We start from the raw sequence: 20,759 nt of genomic DNA on the forward strand, positions 1-20,759 counted from the left end.
AAATCCTTTAAAAATTAATGTTTATACTGCCTAATACTTCAAATTTAGCATTTGAATCAATCTCTGAATGAGATAAAACTACCACATCAAGGCCAAATCTTTCAAAAATTTCTGAAAGTGATTTTCTAATCATTGGGTCAACTATCAAAATAACTGGTGCTACACCTTGTGAAATTACTTGTTTTGCTGCTTTAGTAACCTCATCTACAAGCTTATTCATATCATTTACACTAAGCATAAATTGTCTGTTTTCACCTTGTTGTTGAAGTTTATCAAGTAAATATTGCTCCGTTTGAGTATCAAATGTAAGAAGTTTTATAACTCCACTTTCATCTTTATACAAATTTGTAATAACTCTACTTAATCTACTTCTAACTTGCTCTACAATTATATCAATATTTTTCGTAATTTCAGCAGTATCTGTAATAGTTTCTAAGATAGTTATCATGTCTTTAATTGGTATTTTTTCATGAAGTAAAGCTTTTAATACTCTTTGAATAAGTCCAATAGAAGCCACTTTCAAGCAATCATCAACAATTGCTGGATAATCTTTTTTGATTCTATCAAGCAATTCTTGCACATCTTGACGAGTCAAAAGCTCTTCTGCATATTTTTTAACTAATTCACTCATATGAGTTACAATTATTGTAGATGGATCAATCACAGTATAACCAGCCATTAAAGCATCTTCTTTTTTATCAGCATCTATCCAAATAGCTTCAATTCCAAAAGCTGGCTCTTTTGTAGGAATACCTTCTATCTCTTCTGTTACCATAGGAGAGCTCATCGCCATAAATTTATCTGGATAAATTTCACCTTCACCTATAGCAATACCTTTTAATAAAATTTGATATTCATTTGGTTTTAATTGTAAATTATCTCTGATTCTCACTTGTGGCATCAAAAATCCAAAATCTGCTGCAATTTTTCTTCTCATAGTTTTGATTCTATCAAGTAAATCTCCTCCTTGATTTGGATCTGCTAATCTAATAAGTTGATATCCAATTGCAAGCTCTAATATCTCTATTTTTAATACATCATCTATAATTTTTTCTTCTTTTGCTGCTTTTTCTTCTGGAGTTTCTTCTTTTTGAACTACTTCTGTTTGTGATTTATCTTTTTGCTCTTTTACTTTATTTTGCTCAGAATCTTTTTGATTAAATGATTTTTTTCTAAATTTATTAAATAATTCCAATATAGGATTTACTCCATCACTTGTTACTTTCATCATATAACCACTTACAAAAAATATAAGCCCCACAAAAATCAAACTAAGCGTTGGAAAGCCTGGAGTTAAAGAAAATATAAACAACACAACACCAACAATCATCAAAACTTTATAATCATTTGCAAGTTGACTTATTACACCTTCAGCAAAATTACTTTTATCTTTACTTGCTCTTGTAATCATAATACCAGTTGCAGTTGATACCATAAGTGCTGGAAGTTGACTTACAAGCCCATCACCTACTGTCAAAATAGTATAAGTACTAGCGGCTGTGCCTAAATCCATATCATGTTGGAAAACACCTATCAAAAATCCAGCAATTATATTTACAAGTGTAATAATAATACCAGCAGTCGCGTCACCTTTTACAAATTTACTTGCCCCATCCATTGCCCCGTAAAAACTTGCTTCAGAGATCAATTCTTGTCTTCTTGTTTTAGCTTCATCTTCCCCAATAAGCCCAGCATTTAAGTCAGCATCAATAGCCATTTGTTTACCTGGCATCGCGTCAAGTGTAAATCTCGCTGCCACTTCTGCAACTCTTGTTGACCCTTGAGTTACTACCATAAAGTTAATAACTACCAAAATAATAAATACAATTACTCCAATTACATAATTTCCACCTACAACAAATTCACCAAAAGCAGTAATTAACTCACTAACATGATTAGCTCCTTCTTGAGCTTTACTCAAGATCATTCTTGTAGTAGCTATGTTTAGTGAAAGTCTATAAAGAGTTACAATTAATATTAAAGTTGGAAAAGTAGAAAGGTCTGTAGGTTTTGGAATATATAAAGAAATTAATAAAATTAAAACAGAAACTGCTATAGAAATAGTAAGAAAAAAATCTAAAAATCCACTAGGAAGAGGAATAATAATAATTAAAAGAATTGCAAAAACAAAAAATACAACTCCTAAATCAGACATTCCTCCAATTTTTTCCTTTAAATTAGAAAGTTTCTTTAGCAGTTTCTCATCCTCAAAACATCTTCAAGAGTAAACTTTTCTAAATATTTAGCAATATCATCTTCAAGCAAATTTAAAAATGGCCAAATTGAGCATACACCTGCCTTGTTTTTGGGACAATCTGATTCTTCTTGGGAACATTGATAAACCAAAAATTCTCTATCTTCTACACATTTAAAAATATCAATAACTTTAATTTCATTTGGTTGTTTGTTTAAAATAAATCCACCATTTACACCTTTAAATGATTTAACTATCTCTTTTTTAGATAAATTTTGTAAAAGTTTAGCAAGAAAATATTTACTTACACTTATTTTTTCAGATAAATGATTGGTATCTATTGCTGTATCTAATGTCGCAAGCTCGCTTAAAGCCAAAAGCGCATATCCTGTTGAACGAGTAAAAATCATAAAGTCTCCCTATTAAATAGTTTATATTTAAATAAGAGGAATTCTATCAAAAATTAAAGAATAATACAATTTTTGACATTATTTACAATTTAAGCTATAATTCTAACTCACAAAATTGTGAAAATTAAAATACCAATCAGGAGGCAATTATGGCTTTAGATACGGCGAAAAAACAAGAAATTATTTCTAAATTTGCTAAAGATGAAAAAGATACAGGTTCACCAGCAGTGCAAATTGCACTTTTAACTGAAAGAATTAACTATCTTACAGGACATTTAAAAGAACACAAAAAAGATCACTCTTCAAGACTTGGACTTTTAAAATTAGTAGGTCAAAGAAGAAGACTTATGAGATACCTTAGAAAAAAAGATTTTGCAACTTACAGCAAAACAATTTCTACTCTTGGATTAAGAGACAGAGTTTAATCTCTTCCTTCTCTTAATTTAACGCTTTCTTTTCTATACTTTCAAGTTCACTTTTAAAACAAAGATTTTTAGGTTTTATTTCATTATGAAAATATTGAAATATATTTTTATTTTTATTTGGATGAGTTAAAGCTTTACTTAAAAATAAAAAATATTTTCTACTATCCTTTTCATCAATTCTAAAATTTTCATTAAAATAAATCAAAGCATCCAACACCCCACTACTTGAAGTGTTTTGACTTTTAACTATATCCATCAAATCATCCAAATCAAATTTATCATTTTTTATTTCTGTTTTTTGAATATTTGAAATCTCTTCTTTATATGATTTTTTCAAAGCAACAATTAATCCAACAATAGCTACAATAAATCCTATAATTACAATTGATATTATTAAAACAGGACTCATTTCAATCTTTCTAATACTGATTTTTGGTGAGCTGTTAGCATTTCAGTTTTTGCTAAAAGTGCACATTTATCACCCATTGATTCAATTGCTTCTTTGCTAAAACTAATAATAGAAGATTTTTTCATAAACACTTCTACATTTAAAGGTGAATAAAATTTAGCACTTCCACCTGTTGGTAAAGTATGATTTGGTCCAGCAATATAATCTCCAATCGGTTCTGGTGTATTTTCACCTAAGAAAATTGCTCCTGCATTTTTAATCTTTGGTAGCAAGGCAAAAGGATTACTTGTAACTACTTCTAAATGTTCAGGGGCAATTTTATTCATTAAATTAATTGCTTCATCTAAATTTTCAGCAATAATAATTCTTCCTCTTTCTTTTATAGATTTACTTGCAATCTCTTTTCTATCTAAAGTTTCCAAAAATTTATAAATATTTTTTTCAGTCTCTTTCGCTAAACTTTTCGAAGTTGTAATCATAATTGAACTTGCCATTTCATCATGTTCTGCTTGAGAAAGTAAATCAATTGCCATATAATTTGCTTTTGCTGATTCATCTGCAATAATCCCAATTTCACTAGGCCCTGCAATCATATCGATATTTACTTCACCATAGACCATTTTTTTAGCAGTTGCCACGAAAATATTTCCAGGCCCTGTAATTACATCTACTTTTTCAATACTCTCAGTTCCATAAGCCATAGAAGCAATAGCACTTGCACCTCCAACTTTATAAACTTTATCAATTCCACAAAGATGACAAGCTGCGAGTAAAAGTTCATTTGGCTCATTTGAAATTACAGGAGTTGTAACGATTATATCTTTAACCCCTGCTACAAGGGCAGGAATCACATTCATCAAAAGTGATGAGGGATAAAAGGCTTTTCCTCCTGGTACATAAATCCCTGCTTTTTCCACTGCTGTTACTTTTTGACCTAAAATAGTCCCATTATCTTCAAAATCAAGCCAAGATTTTGGAAGTTGTTTTTCGTGATAAGCTTTAATTCTATCAAAAGCTAATTGAAGAGCTTCTCTCAATTTGGAATCAATATTTTCATAAGCTTTTTTTATTTCATCAGTAGAAATTTTTAAATCATTTCCACTTTTAGGAGACCATTTATCAAATTTAGAAATATGTCTAATTAAAGCATTATCCCCTTCATTTCTAACCTCATCCAAAATTCCTTTTACAATCGGTTCAACTTTATCAATATCCATTGCACCTCTTTTTAGAATTTCATTAAATTCAGTGTCAAAATTATTATCTGTTGTTTGTAATATTTTCATAAAAAACCTTTTTTATTGTAATTATATCAAAATCACTTAAATATATATTTGCTTATGCTATAATTATAACAAAAAAAAGGTATCAAAAATGAAAAAATCATTTATTTTGATTGGAGGCTTAATTACACTTGGATTTTCTGCAAACTATCAAACAAAAGCTATGAACTATTTCAATCAAGGTAATTACAAAAAAGCTATTCAATATTATCAACTTAGTTGTGAAAAAGATAAAAATATAGATTCTTGCTTGATAACTGGAGATTTATCAAGAAATGTACTTAAAAGTGATAAAAAATCATTAATTTATTACAAAAAAGCTTGTAAATTAAATAATAAAATTGGTTGTGCTATGAGTGGAAAAATTTTATATAAATTTAATCATAAACAAGAAGCAAAAAAATATTATGAAAAAGCTTGCAAATTAAATTCACCAAAAGGGTGTAATGCCATAGGAAATTTCTATTTCAAAGGTGAAACAGTTAATAAAAATTTAGAAACTGCTTTTAATTATTATAAAAAAGCTTGTAAATTAAATTCACCTGAGGGTTGTAATTCGTTAGCAAATGCATATGAAAAAGGATTAGGTACTAAAATTGATCTAATACAAGCTAGAGAAACTTATGCAAAATCTTGCAGATGGGGATATCAAAAAGGGTGTGATAACTTCAATAAAATATCTCAAAACAAAAAGTCACATAAATGAAAAAATTAATATTTTTTATTTGTTGCTTGATAAATATTTATGCTTATACTCCAATTACACCGATAAATGAAGTTATGGTAAATAAAGCAAAAGCAAAACTTGGTATGAAACTGTTTTTTGATTCAAAATTTTCTGCAGATGGAAAAGTCTCTTGTAGAACTTGCCATACTCCAATGGCTGGATGGGCAGATATGCGACCTGTTTCAAGAGGTGTTTATGATAAAAAAGGAAATTTAAACTCACCTACTGTTTTGAATGCTGTTTATAATTTCAGACAATTCTGGAATGGTAGAGCAAAAGATTTAAAAGCACAAATTGACGGACCGATTAATAATCCAGTTGAAATGGGAATTAATCCAAAATTTGTAGAAAATATCATAAATAAGCCTCCTTACAAACAAAAATTTGCAAAAGTATTTTATGGGCAAAAACATTTTACCTATAATGATTTTAAAGATGCAATAGCAGAGTTTGAATATGTTTTAACTACTCCAAATTGTAAATTTGATAAATATTTAGAGCACAAAGCCACTTTATCAAAAGAAGAATTAAAAGGTTATAAACTATTTAAATCAAGAGGATGTATAGAATGTCATGATGGACAAAATATAGGTGGAGACAAATATGAAAAATTTGGAATTTTTAAAAAAGAAAAAAAATGTATAGATGATAGATATTCCATAACTCACAATCCAGAAGATAAATGTGTTTACAGAGTAGCGCCTCTGAGAAATATAGCTTTAACAGCTCCATATTTTAGTGATGCTGGGACGTATTCATTAAAAGAAACAATTAGAAAAATGGCTTTTATGCAATCTGGCGAAAAATTAACAGATGAAGAAGTAAATGCAATAAATGCATTTTTACATACTTTAACTGGTGATTTTCCACATTTAAAAGAATTAATGAAATGAAAAAATTAGTTTTCTTTTTGACTTTAATGAGTTCATTATTTTCAATGGATTTAACTAAATACGGTATAGTTATTTCAGCATCAAATATGGAATTTGTAATGACTAAAATATTTGAAAAGTTTTATCAAAAATATCCAAACAACCATATTTTAGTTCAATATTTTTCATCTGGAAAAGCAAAAGAAAATATTTTGAACGGATATGATTATGATATGTTTCTTTCAGCAAATAAAAAAGATGCTATGGCAGTATATAAAATCAATAAAGCAGTTACAAAGCCAAGACTTTATACACAAGGTTCTTTAATTATATTTTATAAAAATTTAAAATATGATAAAAATTATAGTTTTTTAAAAAATAAAAAAGTTAAAAAAATATTAGTTGGAAATAAAGAAAATGCTGTTTATGGAAATAGAACTATTCAAGTATTAAACAATTTACATATTTATAATAAAATAAAAAATAAAATAATCTATAAAAGAAATATAGCAGAAGTCGTAGATAATGTACTTTGGTCAAAAGATAAAGTAGGATTTATACCAAAATCTGCTACTACTTTATTACCAGATCAATTTAATAAAGAAGGAACTAATTGGATGGAAGTTGATCCAAAATTATATTCTCCTATTAAACAATATTTTATAATTTCAAAAAGAGGAATAAAAAAACAATCTATTATAAATTTTGCTAACTTTTTACTTTCAGATGAAGGTCAAAAAATTTTAACATCTAATGGATATTTATCTATTAGATAGTATTTAAAATTTCTTCTTTAAGTTTTTTATCTAACTCTTTTAATTCATAATCAATAGATAGTATGGAATCTATAACAATATTATTTAATTTTTTTTCATATAATTCTATTTTTCTTTTACTTAAAATTATAAAATCATCACCCTCTTTTCTAAAAATAGTTTCTTTTATAAATATATTTTGTAACTCTTTTACAATTCTTGCTAACTCTTTATCTCCATTTTTCCATCCATATTTTTTATTATATTCCCCAAAATTATGTAAATAGATAAAAACTATATATTTATAATTAAAGTTTTTATCTTCTTCATTATTAGATAATACAAATTCTAAATATTTTTGATTAAAACATCCTGTAACTTGATCTTTGAAAAAATATACAAATCTTTCCATTTCAAGTTTTGTTTTTGGAAGTTGTGAAATATTTTCGATTTTTACATTTTTTAAAGCTATTTGTGCCGCCTCAGCTACTTTTGGATGAAACTGTTTTCCAGATAATTCTTTAATCTCTTTTATAGCACTATTAACATCCTTTCTTCCTTTATAAATTCTATTAGTTGTCATAGCATCAAATGCATCAGCCACTGTTTGAATAGCAGATAAAATAGGAATCTTATCTCCTTTTATACCTTCTAAATAACCACTTCCATCATATCTTTCATGATGATATCTTATAATTTCAGCTATATTTATATATATATCCATACTTTTTAAAAATTTATATCCACTTGTAACATGTTCTTGAATTAATTCAAATTCAATTTTATTTAATCTTCCTGGTTTTAAAAGTACAGCATCTGGAGTTGCTATTTTTCCTATATCATGTAACATCCCTGCTTTATACAATAAATCTAATATATCTTTCTTATATCCCATTTCTTTTGCAATCATTACAGAATACTCGGCTACTCTTTTGGAATGCCCTGCTGTATAAGTATCTCTTTGTTCTACCAAATCAACAAGTCCATAAATTCCTTCTTCATACATTTTAATTTTTGCCAAAATAGATTTTTTTAGTTTGCTATACCCCATTAAAATAAAAACTAATCCAGCTATCCATAATAAAATTAGTTCTAATATATAATTTTTATTTATTAAAATATATTTACTAACAAATGGTTCTGTATCTACTGTTACAGAAATAGCCCCTCTAATATCTCCTAGTCTATATCCTTGAAAGGCATGACATTTTAAACAACTGTTATCTGTTTTTAAAGGAGACATATATCTTAAATAGCTATCCTTTTGAAACTCATAATATGGCTTTTCACTTTTAATAACTTTGTTTAATGCTTCTTTTTCCCACATATCTGGTGCATTCTTAGGATTTAATAAAATATTACTTGTAATTTTATCTTTATATTTATTAGAATAATATTTTGTTAATAATTGTTTAAGTGAATAAGCTGGATTCATAAGTGTTAAATGTTGATTATCAAATGTTTCAATATCTCTATTTTTTAAATGTGCTAAGTATGGATTTGGTGGAGTGTTTTTATCAATCGGTACATAAACTCCTCCATGTGAAGCAATCCAATGTCTAAAATTCATATCATTTTGTACTTTTAATTTTGCCTGTAATAAAGCTTCATTTTTAGCATATTTATAACTATTATATAAATCATAAAATATAAAAAATCCTATAATAAAAGACCAAAATAAAAAAGTATAAATAGTCCATCTTTTTAAAAGTTTTATTTCATTAAACACAATATTCCTTTTATTTATTTATAATTATATTATAATTTGCAAAAAAATTGGAGAAATTATGAATTACTCTTTTTTAGTTAGTTTTATTTTAGTTTTAATTCCTTTAATTTATTCATACAAAGCAAAATTAGGGATCGAAAAACAACTTTTAATAAACTCTTTTAGAGCCTTTATCCAGCTTTTAGCCCTTGGATATTTTTTAGTTTTTATTTTTAAAATTAATAATCTATTTTTATTGATTTTAGTTCTATTTTTAATGATTTTATACTCTTCTTATATCGCAAAAAAGAGAGTAAATACAAACTTTATAATTCCATTTTTGACTATATTTTTATCCACTTTTATAGTTCTTGGAATAATGGTATCCACTCAAATAATTTCAACAAAACCAAATGAATTTATTCCAATTGGAGGAATGATTATAGGTAACTCACTAAATTCATTTACATTAGCTGTGGAAAGATTCAAAAGAGAAACCGAAATACAAACAGATTTGATTGAAGGATTTATATCACTTGGAGCAACTCTAAAAGAAGCTTATAAAACTATGCAACTTCAAGCTATAAAAGCTAGCTTAATTCCTACAATTAATATGCTTCAAACTATTGGAGTTGTAGCAATACCGGGGATTACAACCGGTATGCTTTTAGCTGGAGCTAACCCTTTAACTGCAGTTAGTTATCAATTAGTTATTATTTATATGCTTGTTAGTATCAACCTTTTTAGCGCATTATTTGGTATAATGTTTTTTATGAAATATAAGGATAAAAATGAAATTTAAAGATTTAGACAAAGAAACAAAACAAAAATTACACGAAGAATTAAATGAATATGCCGAAAAAGTTGGTGGTACAAATGCCTTTTTGACCATGATAGAAGATATTAAAAGTCTCAAGAATCCACTTTTAAAAAAGACAAATTCACTGCATTATGATTCAGGAAAACTTTACTGGAATAAAGCAATATTCCAAGATAAAAATGATCTACTTTTTCAAACAATGAAAAAAATAGAAACTGAAGGTTCTATGACAAAAGGTTTAAATGATTATAAAACTAAAAAAATAACAAATATGCTAAAAGCTTTGAAACCGGTTATGTTTGAAGTAGTTCCAAATAATCAAGAATTAGAAGGATTTGATTTTTATATAATTACAAGTAAAAATGAAATTGATAGAGTTTTTAAAATAATCTTTTTTTATAATATTGGATTTGCAAAAGAAGTATTAAATTATAAAGGCTAATAATGCAACTTTTAATAGATGCTGATGCCCTTCCAAGAGCCATAAAACCTATAATTGAGAGAGCTATTGAAAGACTATCACTTCAAACAATAGTTGTTTCAAACAAAAAAATAAGCTTTAATAAAAGTCAATTTATTGAATATGTTATCGTTGAAGATGGGCTTGACAAGGCAGATGATAAAATAGTCGAACTCACTCAAAAAAATGATTTAATTATCACAGCAGATATTCCATTGGCTGACAGAATTGTAAAATTAAATGCCGTTGGATTAGACCACAGAGGCACTATTCTTGATGAAAATAATATAAATCATTATTTAAGTATAAGAAATTTAATGACTGAAATTAGAGATGCTGGAGAAATTACCAAAGGCCCAAAACCTTTTGGTAAAAATGATATGCAAAAATTTGCAAATAGTTTCAACAAACTACTCACAAAATTAAGCACTAATTAAATAAACGAAACAACTACAAATTTTAACGAAAAAAAGCGTTTAAAAAAGTGTGCTTCAAACCCGAAGGGCGCTTGCGTTGACACTTTTTAGCTTTTTGTAGTGTTAAGAAATTTGTTTTATTGTTGAGTATTTTAGATTAGTGCTTGATTTTAACCCTACTCATCAATATTATAAACTTTTAATACTTTCAAGTCATCATCAAATTCATAAACTCTTGGAATTCCTGTTTGGATTTCAAATTTTGGGATGTCTTCATCACTAATTCCATCAAGTTCTTTAACCATTCCTCTAATTGTATTTCCATGCGCTGTAATTAATACATCTTTCCCTTCTACAAGTAAAGGTGCTATTTTTTCATGAAATGCTGCCATGGCTCTATATTGATTATCTTTTAGGCTTTCAGTTGAAGGAAGTAATTTAGGATCAACATTTTTATATTTACTATCGTGAATCGGATGCCATTTACTGTCAGTTGATAGTGCTGGAGGCGGAACATCATAACTTCTTCTATATACTAAAAATTGTGCTTCACCAACTTCTGCTTTTACCTCATCTTTATTTTTACCAGTTAATTCACCGTAATGTCTTTCGTTGAATCTCCAATCTTTTAAATGATCGATATGAAGTAAATCAAGCTCTTCTAAAATATAATAACCAGTTTTGATAGCTCTTTTTAAATAACTTGAAAAAGCTATATCAAAGTTAAGACCAGCTTTTCTAAGTCTTTTACCAGCTTCAATAGCCTCTTCTACACCTTTTTCACTTAAATCTACATCTACCCACCCTGTAAATCTATTTTCAAGATTCCATACACTTTTACCATGTCTAACTAAAACAAGTTTTGCCATTTGAATCCTTTTTTTTATAATTATACAATCTAATTGCTTTTATTTTGCTAAAATTTCATAAAAAAGGTATTTAATGAGATATTTTATCCCATCTTTTATAATTTTAATTATAGGATTAATTATTGCATACTATTTAGAAGGCTTAGCGGGAGTCTATATTGCAGGACTTTTGGCACTTTTAGAAGTTAGTTTATCATTTGACAATGCAGTTGTAAATGCAAAAATACTTCAAACAATGGATAAAAAGTGGCAAGGTAGATTTATGACATGGGGTATGGTAATTGCAGTTTTTGGAATGAGATTTCTATTTCCTATTTTAATAGTCTCAATTGTAGGTGGAATTAGTATGAGTGATACACTAAATTTAGCACTAAATAATCCAGAAAAATATCATGAAATTTTAGCAAGTAACGAAAAATTAATTTATGCTTTTGGGGGTTCATTTCTTTTGATGGTATTTTTTGATTTCTTTTTTGAAGAAAGAGAGATTAAATGGCTTAAATTTATAGAAGATAATGTAATTACAAATAATTTAAGTAAAGTCTCAAATACAGGGCTTATCCTCACGACAATAACTGGAATTATTTTAACTTATTATACAAAAAGTTATGAAATTGCTATCGCTTTTTATACCGGTATGCTTATTCATTCACTTTTAGCAAGTGTAGATGACTTTTTCGATGAAAATATCGTAAGAAATGGGCTTATTGGTCTTATTTATTTAGAAGTTTTAGATGCAAGTTTTAGTTTTGATGGAGTTATTGGTGCATTCGCCCTGTCAACTAATATATTCTTAATTATGATTGGACTTGGAGTTGGAGCAATGTTTGTAAGAAGTTTAACACTTTTAATGGTAGAAAAAGGAACTCTTAGTAAATACAGATACCTCGAACACGGTGCTCATTATGCAATAGTAGTTTTAGCAGTTATTATGCTTCTTAAAATATTTTTTCATATTTCAGAAGAATTAACTGGAACAATTGGTATAATTTTAATAGGAATTGCTTTTATTCATAGTTATTTAGTAAATAAAAAGGAGAAAAATGAAAGAGTTTTATAGTTTTGAAGAATTTACAAAAGATGTAAATATCTTAAGTAAGGAAATAAAGGAGTACAATCCTGATTGTTTAGTCGCTATTGCAAGAGGTGGTCTAACTTTAGCTCACTTTTTGGGCGAAAGCTTAAATATGAGAAATGTTTATACAATTAATTCTATACATTATGAAGGTGAAAAAAAACTTGATACTTTTGAAATCAAGAATATCCCAGATTTAAATAATCATAAAAAAATAGTATTAGTTGATGATATTTCTGATTCCGGAGAAACTCTAAAAGAAATAGTAGATATTTTGAAAATAGAATATCCTGGTATTGAGATAAAAACAAGTTCAATTTATTATAAACCCACTTCTTTAGTTATACCTGATTTCAAAGTAAGAGAGGCAAATAAATGGATTGTCTTTTTCTGGGAAAATTAATATCAAAAAGGAGAAAAAATGTTTGAAAAACTATTTAAACTAACACAAAACAATACTACAGTTTCTACTGAAGTACGGGCAGGATTTACCACTTTTTTAGCAATGATGTATATCGTTCCTGTAAATGCATCTATTATGAGTCTTACGGGTATGCCTTTTGATGCGTTAATCACAGCGACTGCTATCGTTACGATTATTTCAACTATTTTAAATGGATTATGGGCAAACACACCAGTTGCTATGAGTGTGGGAATGGGATTAAATGCTTATTTCACATTTGGTCTGGTAAAAGGTATGCATATGCCTTGGCAAACAGCTTTAGGTATAGTTATGATATCAGGGTTGATATTTTTACTTCTTTCATTTACTAAACTCAGAATATGGGTTCTAAATAGTGTACCTGTAGATTTAAGAAGAGCTATTAGTGCTGGTATTGGACTGTTTATCGCTTTTATTGGTTTAAAAGGAATGGGAATAATAGTTGACAATCCAGCTACATTAGTTAGTTTAGGTGATATAAGCTCACCAAACATTTTACTTGGTATATTTGGATTTATTACAGCTGCAATATTTTATTCTTATAGAATAAAAGGTGCTTTTATTCTATCAATTCTTATAACTTCAATAGTAGCTTGGATATTTCATTTAGAAGCTTTACCAAAAGGCATAATATCTTTTAATATAGCGGGAATTAATGATATATTTTTACAATTTGATTTAAAAAGTGCTCTTACACTTAGTTTAATCCCCGTTATCATCACATTTTTAATTACAGATATGTTTGATAGTGTTGGAACATTAGCTGGAATAGGAATGAGAGCAGGACTTTTCAAAAACAATAGTAAAGAATTACAAAAAACACTTGAAGCGGATGCGGCTGCTACAGTTATAGGTGCAGCTATTGGTACTTCTACTACAACATCTTTTATTGAAAGTGCAGCAGGTGTAGAAGAAGGTGGAAGAACTGGACTTACAGCTGTTGTTACAGGTCTATTTTTTATAACAACTTTATTCTTTTTACCATTATACAAAGCTATTCCAGATAATGCAATTTACCCTATTTTAGTGATGGTTGGAGTACTTATGTTTAGTGAATTAAAAAATATTGATTTTAGTAATAATGTTATAGCTGTAAGTAGTTTTATGACAATAATTCTGATGCCTCTTACTTATTCAATTACAATAGGAATTAGTGCAGGATTTGTATTGTATTTAGTATTAGCACTATTTAGAAAAGAGTTTGATAAAATCAATATTGGTACTATTACACTAGCAGTAATAGGACTAATGGCTTTTATTTTTCATTAATTTGAATATAATTAAAAAAGGATAATTTATGGCAAATTTACTAATTATTGGGGCTGGTGGAGTTGGGAGAGTTGCGACTTTTAAATCTGCAATGAACAGTAAAAGTTTTGAAAAAATAAGTTTAGCAAGTAGAACTAAATCAAAATGTGATGCAATTGCAAATGATATAAAAGAAAAACTTAATGTTGTTGTGGATACATACAAAATAGATGCTGATAATGCAAGCGAAACTGCTGAACTTATCAAAAAAGTTGGGGCTGATATTGTCTTAAATGTAGCACTTCCATATCAAGATTTGACAATTATGGAAGCTTGTCTTAAAGCCGGTGCAAATTATGTAGATACTGCAAATTATGAACATCCTGACGTTGCAAAATTTGAATATAAACTTCAATGGGCAAAAGATGATGAATTTAAAAAAGCTAAAAAAATGGCACTTTTAGGAAGTGGATTTGACCCAGGTGTTACAAATGTTTTTGTGGCATATGCAAATCAATATCTATTTGATGAGATTCAATTCATAGATATTTTGGATTGTAATGCAGGAGATCACGGATATGCTTTTGCTACAAATTTCAATCCTGAAATAAACATAAGAGAAATAACTCAAAAAGGTAAATATTACGAAAATGGAGAATGGAAAATTATTGATCCTATGAGTGTTAAAATGGATTGGGAATATCCAAAAGTTGGGACTTATCCTAGTTATTTACTTTATCATGAAGAACTTGAAAGTTTAGTGAAAAACATTCCTTCAATCAAAAGAATTAGATTTTTTATGACATTTAGTGATAAATATTTAAAACATCTTGAAGTTTTACAAAATGTAGGAATGACAGATATTAAACCGATTAAAATTTGTGAAGGATGTGAGCTTTCACCGATGGAATTCCTAAAAAAAGTCTTACCAGACCCAGCAAGTTTAGGAGAAAGAACAAAAGGTAAAACAAATATCGGTTGTGTAGTTGAAGGTATCAAAGATGGTAAAAAAAGAAAAGTTTATCTTTATCAAATTTGTGACCATCAATGTGCATACAAAGAAACAGGTGCGCAATGTGTAAGCTACACAACAGGTGTTCCAGCTATGATAGGTGCAAAAATGATAGCTGATAAAAAATGGTTTGCCAAAGGTGTGCATAATATGGAAGAATTTGATGCAAAATTATTTTTGGATGAACTTAATGTTCAAGGGCTTCCGTGGGAAATGATAGAGTTAGAAATAAAAGGATAAATTATGTTTAAATATTATTTTCGTGAATTTATGAATAATTTCAGAGAAATTTTAAAAAGAGTTTTTTAATTTGATAAAAAAAGTAAAAATAAAATTGTCATTATCAAACACACTAAATAGAATTGATATAAGTGATATTGATGAAAAAAATTATCAATATGCTTTGCATTTAGCTACTATTGACAAAGTTATAGTTTATGATAAAATATTTAAACCTGCACCAATAATAAATCATAATAAATTTAAAAGTGTAGATTTTTGGCGGAATATTTCTCTATCTATTGAGATATTACTAAAAGCATGTATGTTAAAATATCATTTTAATTTTTTTCACAAAAGAGCAAATGCAGAATATGGCCCTAAAGTAATAGCAATTAACAATGAATGGTTGGCAAAAACTCTAAAAGAATTAGATATTTCCTATATTGCACAAATAAATACAGGGACTATTTCTACTACACTAAAACATGCCGAGAAAGAATTCCTACAGCAAATAGATCCACAAAAATCAAAATTAATTCAAGAAATGATTTATATTATTGTGAAAACTCGTAGAAATAGAAATACTCATTTTTTCTTTCCAAATCAGGCAAAAACTGATATAAGTGAAGTTGAAATGATTTATTTACCACTTTTAAATTTATTAGGAAAAATTTATGATAGCAAAAAATAACAAAATTAATTTATAGCTCCAAAAGGAGCTAAATAGTTAGTGAATAGAAATAGAAGCTGTTTTTAAATGTTGTTTACTTTATTCTGTCTCCTTTTGAATAACATTTGGACAATTATAACAATTATTTGATAAAAAACCTTTATAAAAATTTACTCCAAATAAAATAAGATACTAATGTAATAGAAATAACTCCTGCAATATTCAAAATAATTCCAAATTTAGCCATATCAGAAACTTTCACAGCTCCACTACTCATAGCAATAGCATTTGGTGGAGTAGCGATTGGTAGCATAAAAGCATAACTTGCAGCTATTGTAGCCACCATTAAAATCAAAGATTCATTTGCCCCAGACATATGAGCTAAAGAATAAATAATTGGAAGTGCTATAGATATTAAAGCTGTATTGCTTGTAAGTTCAGTAGTAAATGTTACGAAAGTAGCTACTATAAATAATAAAAACAATATAGGCATATCTGCAAAATTTTGTAAATATTTAGCAATTTCTACTGCTAATCCACTTTTTGAAAAAGCCATAGCGATAGAAAATCCAGCACCAAAAAGAAATATAATCTCAAATGGAATTTTTTTACTATCCCTCCAATTTAAAAAACCAATATTAGGTATAAACATTAAAATACCAAATCCAAGTAAAATAAGTTTTTCATTAAGCCCAAACCCTCCCCAATAAGGTTTGATAGGAGAATTTACAAGAAGTAAAACAACTAAGCCTATTAAAATATAAGCAAGTCTTTTTTGTTCTTTATTCATTTTAGTTTTTTCAAAAGATACTTCTAATTTATCCTTTATTCCATATGACAGGATAAAAGAAATAAAAACAAGCATAATAAGTGCAACTGGAAAGGTTAAAGCCATCCATTTTACAAATGAAACAGTTTGAAGAGAATTATCATCCATAAATCCTAAATAAATTAAATTTGGCGGAGTTCCTATGGGAGTTATAATCCCTCCAATACTCGCTCCATAAGCTACTGCTAAAACCAATCTTTTTTTGATTTCTACATTTTCAGTGATAAACATTGCAATAGGTATCAAAAGAAGAGCCGTTGTTGTATTGGAAATTACACTGCTTAAAAGTGCCGAAGTGATAGCAAGAGAAGATACAACTCCTCTTACAGAATTAGGAAAAATAGATAAAAGTGAATTTGCAATTATTTTATGAAGATCTATTTTTTCTGTAGCAATAGCAACCAAAAATCCCCCAAGAAAAAGGAATATAATGGAGTTAGAATAGTTACTTGTTACATCATTTGTGGATAATACCCCAAAAGCTGGGAACAAAATTATAGGTAGCAAAGATACTACTCCAAGAGGTAATCCTTCATTACTCCATAATGCAACTAATAAAGCAACTATTGATAAAATAATAGAATGTTCTGTGTTAAAAAAGAGAGAAGAGGCAAAAAAAACAATTGCTGAAATCACTACAGCTATTAAGATTTTTTTCATTATTTTGCCTTTTTTATAAGTTTATCATATTTTTAATAAAACAAACTCTTTAACTTTAGAAAATTATTTCCCTTCTCACACATCTGGTCTTACTATTTTATAAGTTGGATCGTCTTCTTCCCATTCACAATAAGGTCCAGCAACTGTTAATAAATCTCTACAGTCATTGCTTAAATGACGAATAGTTATTCTTTTTCCTATTTCTTTGTATTTTTTTGTAATTTTATCAATAGCTTCGACTCCACTGCTATCCATTACTCTTACATCCTTGAAATTCATAACAACCTCATCAGGATCATTTTTCACATCAAAACTTTCTACAAATGCTTTAGCACTTCCAAAAAATAGAGGCCCTTCAAAAAGATATATTTTTCTATTTCCTTCCATTTTTGTTTTGTAATAAACTTTGGCATGTTTCCAAGCAAATACAAGTGCTGACATAATAACCCCCACAATAACCGCTATTGCTAAATCAGCAAAGATTGTAACAATAGTTACAGTAAATAGCACCAAAGCATCCTCTTTTGGCATTCTTTTCAGTCTATCCAAACTTGCCCATTCAAATGTAGCAATACTTACCATAAACATAATTCCAACTAATACAGCCAAAGGAATTTTAGAAACATATTCTGAAAGACTAACAATAAAAAGAAGTAATAAGATTGCGGCCGTAGCACTTGAAAGTCTTCCACGACCCCCAGAAGTATAGTTAATTACACTTTGACCAATCATTGCACACCCAGCCATTCCACCAAAAAATCCACAAGTTGTATTCCCTGCTCCAAGAGCTATTGCTTCTTTGTTTCCATATCCTCTCTCACCACTCATTTCTTCTAAAACTTCAAGTGTTAAAAGACTCTCAATAAGCCCCACAAGTGCCATAATTACCGCATAAGGTAAAACAATTTTAAATGTTTTAAAGTTTAAAGGTGCAAGTGGAAAATGAAAATGTGGAAATCCTCCTGATATATCTGCTAAATCTCCCACTGTTTTTGTATCTATATGAAAAAATATAACTGTTAATGTAATTACAATAATTGCCACAAGTCCAGCCGGAACAGCTGTTGTAAATTTAGGTAAAAAATACATAATTGCCATAGTAGCTATTACTAATAAATACATCGGATAACCTTCTCCATAAAACATTGGGAGCTGAGCCAAAGCTATTACAATAGCAAGTCCATTTACAAACCCAAACATAACCGGCTGTGGAACTAAACGAATAAATTTAGCAAATTTAAAAACACCCACTAAAATCTGTATAATTCCCGCTAAAATTGTAGCCCAAAACAGATATTCTACTCCGTGCATAGCAACAAGTGCCACCATTACAACTGCTACACTTCCAGTCGCTCCACTAATCATTCCAGGTTTTCCACCAAAAAGAGCTGTTATAAGCCCCAAAATAAAAGCTGTATAAAGTCCTACGAGTGGATTTACATGGGCAATTATACTAAAAGCAATAGCCTCTGGAATTAAGGCAACTGCTACAACTGCCCCACTTAAAACATCATTTTTTATATTTGATGATGAATAATTTTTTAATATTTTACTAAACATCTATTTCCTTTGATATAATTTCGAATATGGAATTATACTAAAAGGTTTTAATATGTTTAAAGAAAAAGAAAAATATATTACAAACAAAGATGAAGAATTTTTAAAAAACAGTAATTTAGTAGTCGGCTGGAATAAAGATGCTGATATTAATTTACCTGCAAATCTAAAATTTATTCTACTTTTAAATAGAATGGCTTATGTTTTTGATTTAATTAATAATGAGATAAAAAAAAAGATGATTATGAAGATTTTTTAGATATAATAAAAGGTGTTAGAATCAAACAAACATTAATTGATAATAATTTAACATTACCTGATATTGCTGAAATTTTATCTAAAATTGATGATGCAAAAAAAGTTAGTTTTTTGATAAATGAAGATAATGAAGAAACTGTTAGATATTTAATATCTTTTGCTGGTTGTTTAGGATTTGATAAAGTTGGTCTATTTTTTGATAAATTAGACAGTAACTATTTTGATGAATTTAAATTAATTGAGGAGTAAAAATGCAAACTTTAGATAAACAATATGTATTACCAACATACAATAGAAATTATATTAACTTTGTAAAAGGTAAAAATGCTACTTTATGGAATGATAAAGGGGAACTTTATATTGATTTTACAAGTGGAATTGGCGTTGTAAGTGTAGGACACGGGAACGCGCGAGTTGCAAATGTTATTTGTGAACAAGCGAAAAAAATTACACATATTTCAAATATTTATTACATTGAACCACAAGCAAAATTAGCCAAAAAAATTGCAGATTTATCTGAAATGACTGGAAAAACATTTTTTGCAAATAGTGGAGCTGAAGCTAACGAAGGGGCTTTGAAAATTGCTAGAAAATATGGCGAAGTTGATGGAGAAATCAAAAGATACAAAGTCGTAACATTACAAAATTCATTTCACGGAAGAACCATTACAACTGTAAAAGCAACTGGTCAAGAAAAAATGCATCAAACTTATTTCGGACCATATCCAGATGGATTTGTGTATGCTGATAACATTCAAGATATTTATAATAAAATTGATGATAAAACAGTAGCCGTAATGATAGAACTTATTCAAGGTGAAGGTGGAGTTTATGCTTTTGATAAAGTTGAAGTTCAAAAATTAGCAAAATTTCTAAAAGAAAAAGATATTTTATTAATTATTGATGAGGTTCAAACAGGAATTTATAGAACAAGTGAATTTTTAGCAAGTATGCTATATGAAATAAAACCAGACATTATTACAATGGCAAAAGGATTAGGTGGAGGTGTGCCAATAGGTGCTATTTTCACAACTGTTGATGTTTTAAAAGCGGGGGATCACGGAAGCACATTTGGAGGTAATTATTTAGTAACAAGCGCAGCACTTGAAGTTCTAAATATTTTAGAAGAATATAAAGAAAGTGGAAAACTTGATGAAAATTTCATCTATTTTGAAGAAAAACTAAAAAAAATAGGAGAAAAATATCCAAAACTTTTTGAAGAAGTTACAGGACTTGGTTTAATGAGAGGACTTAGATGCAGGGGAGCTGAAATCCAAGACTTAGTTTATAAAGAAGCTCATGTAAACAAAGTTTTAGTTTTAAAAGCTGGAAGAAATGTAATCAGATTTTTACCACCACTTACAATTACAAAAGAAGAGATTGATGAAGGTTTTATTAGATTTGAAAACGCTTTAAAAAATATAATATAGGGAGAACA

23 protein-coding genes are annotated in these 20,759 nt (G+C 28.3%); 15 read left to right on the forward strand and 8 right to left on the reverse strand.

The window, feature by feature from the left end; translation table 11 throughout:
* Positions 1-7 precede the first annotated feature (7 nt).
* Both flhA and ACZ5OA_RS07020 read right to left on the reverse strand, forming a co-directional pair.
* A complete protein-coding gene (flhA, locus tag ACZ5OA_RS07015) occupies positions 8-2,155 on the reverse strand; it encodes a flagellar biosynthesis protein FlhA (protein WP_464907155.1) in 2,148 nt (715 codons plus the stop codon).
* 35 nt (positions 2,156-2,190) lie between these two features.
* Positions 2,191-2,604 carry an RrF2 family transcriptional regulator gene (locus tag ACZ5OA_RS07020; RefSeq protein ID WP_464907156.1) on the reverse strand — a complete coding sequence of 138 codons (414 nt, stop codon included), beginning with the start codon at positions 2,602-2,604 and terminating at the stop codon, positions 2,191-2,193.
* Positions 2,605-2,753: 149 nt separating this feature from the next.
* On the opposite strand from ACZ5OA_RS07020, the gene rpsO reads away from it, so the two are divergent.
* Positions 2,754-3,029 (forward strand): 30S ribosomal protein S15, encoded by a 276-nt coding sequence (gene rpsO, locus ACZ5OA_RS07025; RefSeq protein ID WP_464907157.1) that lies wholly within the window; start codon positions 2,754-2,756, stop codon positions 3,027-3,029.
* A gap of 13 nt (positions 3,030-3,042) precedes the next feature.
* Here rpsO and ACZ5OA_RS07030 read toward each other — a convergent pair whose 3' ends face one another.
* Together ACZ5OA_RS07030 and hisD are read right to left on the reverse strand one after the other, a co-directional pair.
* Positions 3,043-3,438 (reverse strand): hypothetical protein, encoded by a 396-nt coding sequence (locus ACZ5OA_RS07030; RefSeq protein ID WP_464907158.1) that lies wholly within the window; start codon positions 3,436-3,438, stop codon positions 3,043-3,045.
* A complete protein-coding gene (gene hisD, locus ACZ5OA_RS07035; RefSeq protein WP_464907159.1) occupies positions 3,435-4,724 on the reverse strand; it encodes a histidinol dehydrogenase in 1,290 nt (429 codons plus the stop codon). Before hisD ends, ACZ5OA_RS07030 begins: the two co-directional genes overlap by 4 nt.
* A gap of 88 nt (positions 4,725-4,812) precedes the next feature.
* On the opposite strand from hisD, the gene ACZ5OA_RS07040 reads away from it, so the two are divergent.
* The 3 genes from ACZ5OA_RS07040 to modA are packed head-to-tail and all read left to right on the forward strand — an operon-like array spanning position 4,813 to position 7,096.
* Positions 4,813-5,427 (forward strand): tetratricopeptide repeat protein, encoded by a 615-nt coding sequence (locus tag ACZ5OA_RS07040; RefSeq protein ID WP_464907160.1) that lies wholly within the window; start codon positions 4,813-4,815, stop codon positions 5,425-5,427.
* Positions 5,424-6,341, forward strand: coding sequence for a cytochrome-c peroxidase (locus ACZ5OA_RS07045; protein WP_464907161.1), 918 nt, complete (start codon positions 5,424-5,426; stop codon positions 6,339-6,341). Before ACZ5OA_RS07040 ends, ACZ5OA_RS07045 begins: the two co-directional genes overlap by 4 nt.
* Positions 6,338-7,096: a molybdate ABC transporter substrate-binding protein gene (gene modA, locus ACZ5OA_RS07050; protein WP_464907162.1), complete on the forward strand. Its 759-nt coding sequence runs from the start codon at positions 6,338-6,340 to the stop codon at positions 7,094-7,096. Before ACZ5OA_RS07045 ends, modA begins: the two co-directional genes overlap by 4 nt.
* Here modA and ACZ5OA_RS07055 read toward each other — a convergent pair.
* The gene (locus tag ACZ5OA_RS07055; RefSeq protein WP_464907163.1) at positions 7,089-8,804 is read right to left on the reverse strand and encodes an HD domain-containing phosphohydrolase; all 1,716 of its coding nucleotides are present in this window, start codon (positions 8,802-8,804) and stop codon (positions 7,089-7,091) included. The two genes, modA and ACZ5OA_RS07055, sit on opposite strands and share 8 nt — an antisense overlap.
* A gap of 58 nt (positions 8,805-8,862) precedes the next feature.
* Here ACZ5OA_RS07055 and ACZ5OA_RS07060 point away from each other — a divergent pair, with 58 nt between their 5' ends.
* From ACZ5OA_RS07060 to ACZ5OA_RS07070, 3 genes are read left to right on the forward strand one after another with little or no spacing between them, the layout of a single operon-like run.
* Positions 8,863-9,585, forward strand: coding sequence for an ABC transporter permease (locus ACZ5OA_RS07060; protein ID WP_464907164.1), 723 nt, complete (start codon positions 8,863-8,865; stop codon positions 9,583-9,585).
* Positions 9,575-10,045 carry a hypothetical protein gene (locus tag ACZ5OA_RS07065; protein ID WP_464907165.1) on the forward strand — a complete coding sequence of 157 codons (471 nt, stop codon included), beginning with the start codon at positions 9,575-9,577 and terminating at the stop codon, positions 10,043-10,045. The genes ACZ5OA_RS07060 and ACZ5OA_RS07065 overlap by 11 nt, the downstream gene beginning before the upstream one ends.
* A gap of 2 nt (positions 10,046-10,047) precedes the next feature.
* Positions 10,048-10,500: a YaiI/YqxD family protein gene (locus ACZ5OA_RS07070; protein WP_464907166.1), complete on the forward strand. Its 453-nt coding sequence runs from the start codon at positions 10,048-10,050 to the stop codon at positions 10,498-10,500.
* Between the two features lie 155 nt (positions 10,501-10,655).
* Here ACZ5OA_RS07070 and gpmA read toward each other — a convergent pair whose 3' ends face one another.
* On the reverse strand, positions 10,656-11,348 hold the full coding sequence (gene gpmA / locus ACZ5OA_RS07075) for a 2,3-diphosphoglycerate-dependent phosphoglycerate mutase (protein ID WP_464907167.1): 693 nt from the start codon (positions 11,346-11,348) through the stop codon (positions 10,656-10,658).
* Between the two features lie 73 nt (positions 11,349-11,421).
* On the opposite strand from gpmA, the gene ACZ5OA_RS07080 reads away from it, so the two are divergent.
* The 5 genes from ACZ5OA_RS07080 (at position 11,422) to ACZ5OA_RS07100 (ending at position 16,038) form a co-directional block, all read left to right on the forward strand.
* Entirely contained in the window at positions 11,422-12,408 is a 987-nt protein-coding gene (locus tag ACZ5OA_RS07080; protein WP_464907168.1) for a DUF475 domain-containing protein, read from the forward strand.
* The gene (locus tag ACZ5OA_RS07085) at positions 12,392-12,826 is read left to right on the forward strand and encodes a phosphoribosyltransferase (protein ID WP_464907169.1); all 435 of its coding nucleotides are present in this window, start codon (positions 12,392-12,394) and stop codon (positions 12,824-12,826) included. Before ACZ5OA_RS07080 ends, ACZ5OA_RS07085 begins: the two co-directional genes overlap by 17 nt.
* Positions 12,827-12,844: 18 nt before the next feature.
* Positions 12,845-14,134: an NCS2 family permease gene (locus tag ACZ5OA_RS07090; protein WP_464907170.1), complete on the forward strand. Its 1,290-nt coding sequence runs from the start codon at positions 12,845-12,847 to the stop codon at positions 14,132-14,134.
* Between the two features lie 28 nt (positions 14,135-14,162).
* Positions 14,163-15,365 carry a saccharopine dehydrogenase family protein gene (locus ACZ5OA_RS07095; RefSeq protein WP_464907171.1) on the forward strand — a complete coding sequence of 401 codons (1,203 nt, stop codon included), beginning with the start codon at positions 14,163-14,165 and terminating at the stop codon, positions 15,363-15,365.
* A 70-nt stretch (positions 15,366-15,435) separates the two neighbouring features.
* Positions 15,436-16,038: a hypothetical protein gene (locus tag ACZ5OA_RS07100; protein ID WP_464907172.1), complete on the forward strand. Its 603-nt coding sequence runs from the start codon at positions 15,436-15,438 to the stop codon at positions 16,036-16,038.
* A gap of 139 nt (positions 16,039-16,177) precedes the next feature.
* On the opposite strand, the gene ACZ5OA_RS07105 is transcribed toward ACZ5OA_RS07100, so the two are convergent.
* Positions 16,178-17,506, reverse strand: a complete 1,329-nt coding sequence (locus ACZ5OA_RS07105) for an SLC13 family permease (RefSeq protein WP_464907173.1) — start codon at positions 17,504-17,506, stop codon at positions 16,178-16,180.
* Positions 17,507-17,581: 75 nt separating this feature from the next.
* Positions 17,582-19,066 carry a SulP family inorganic anion transporter gene (locus ACZ5OA_RS07110; RefSeq protein WP_464907174.1) on the reverse strand — a complete coding sequence of 495 codons (1,485 nt, stop codon included), beginning with the start codon at positions 19,064-19,066 and terminating at the stop codon, positions 17,582-17,584.
* A 52-nt stretch (positions 19,067-19,118) separates the two neighbouring features.
* Here ACZ5OA_RS07110 and ACZ5OA_RS07115 point away from each other — a divergent pair, with 52 nt between their 5' ends.
* The 3 genes from ACZ5OA_RS07115 to ACZ5OA_RS07125 all read left to right on the forward strand — a co-directional run bounded on the left by ACZ5OA_RS07115 (position 19,119) and on the right by ACZ5OA_RS07125 (position 20,751).
* Positions 19,119-19,322 (forward strand): hypothetical protein, encoded by a 204-nt coding sequence (locus ACZ5OA_RS07115; RefSeq protein WP_464907175.1) that lies wholly within the window; start codon positions 19,119-19,121, stop codon positions 19,320-19,322.
* Between the two features lie 110 nt (positions 19,323-19,432).
* The gene (locus tag ACZ5OA_RS07120) at positions 19,433-19,570 is read left to right on the forward strand and encodes a hypothetical protein (protein WP_464907176.1); all 138 of its coding nucleotides are present in this window, start codon (positions 19,433-19,435) and stop codon (positions 19,568-19,570) included.
* A gap of 2 nt (positions 19,571-19,572) precedes the next feature.
* Positions 19,573-20,751 carry an acetylornithine transaminase gene (locus ACZ5OA_RS07125; RefSeq protein ID WP_464907177.1) on the forward strand — a complete coding sequence of 393 codons (1,179 nt, stop codon included), beginning with the start codon at positions 19,573-19,575 and terminating at the stop codon, positions 20,749-20,751.
* Positions 20,752-20,759 lie beyond the last annotated feature (8 nt).

It is taken from the genome of Thioreductor micantisoli, assembly GCF_055392745.1.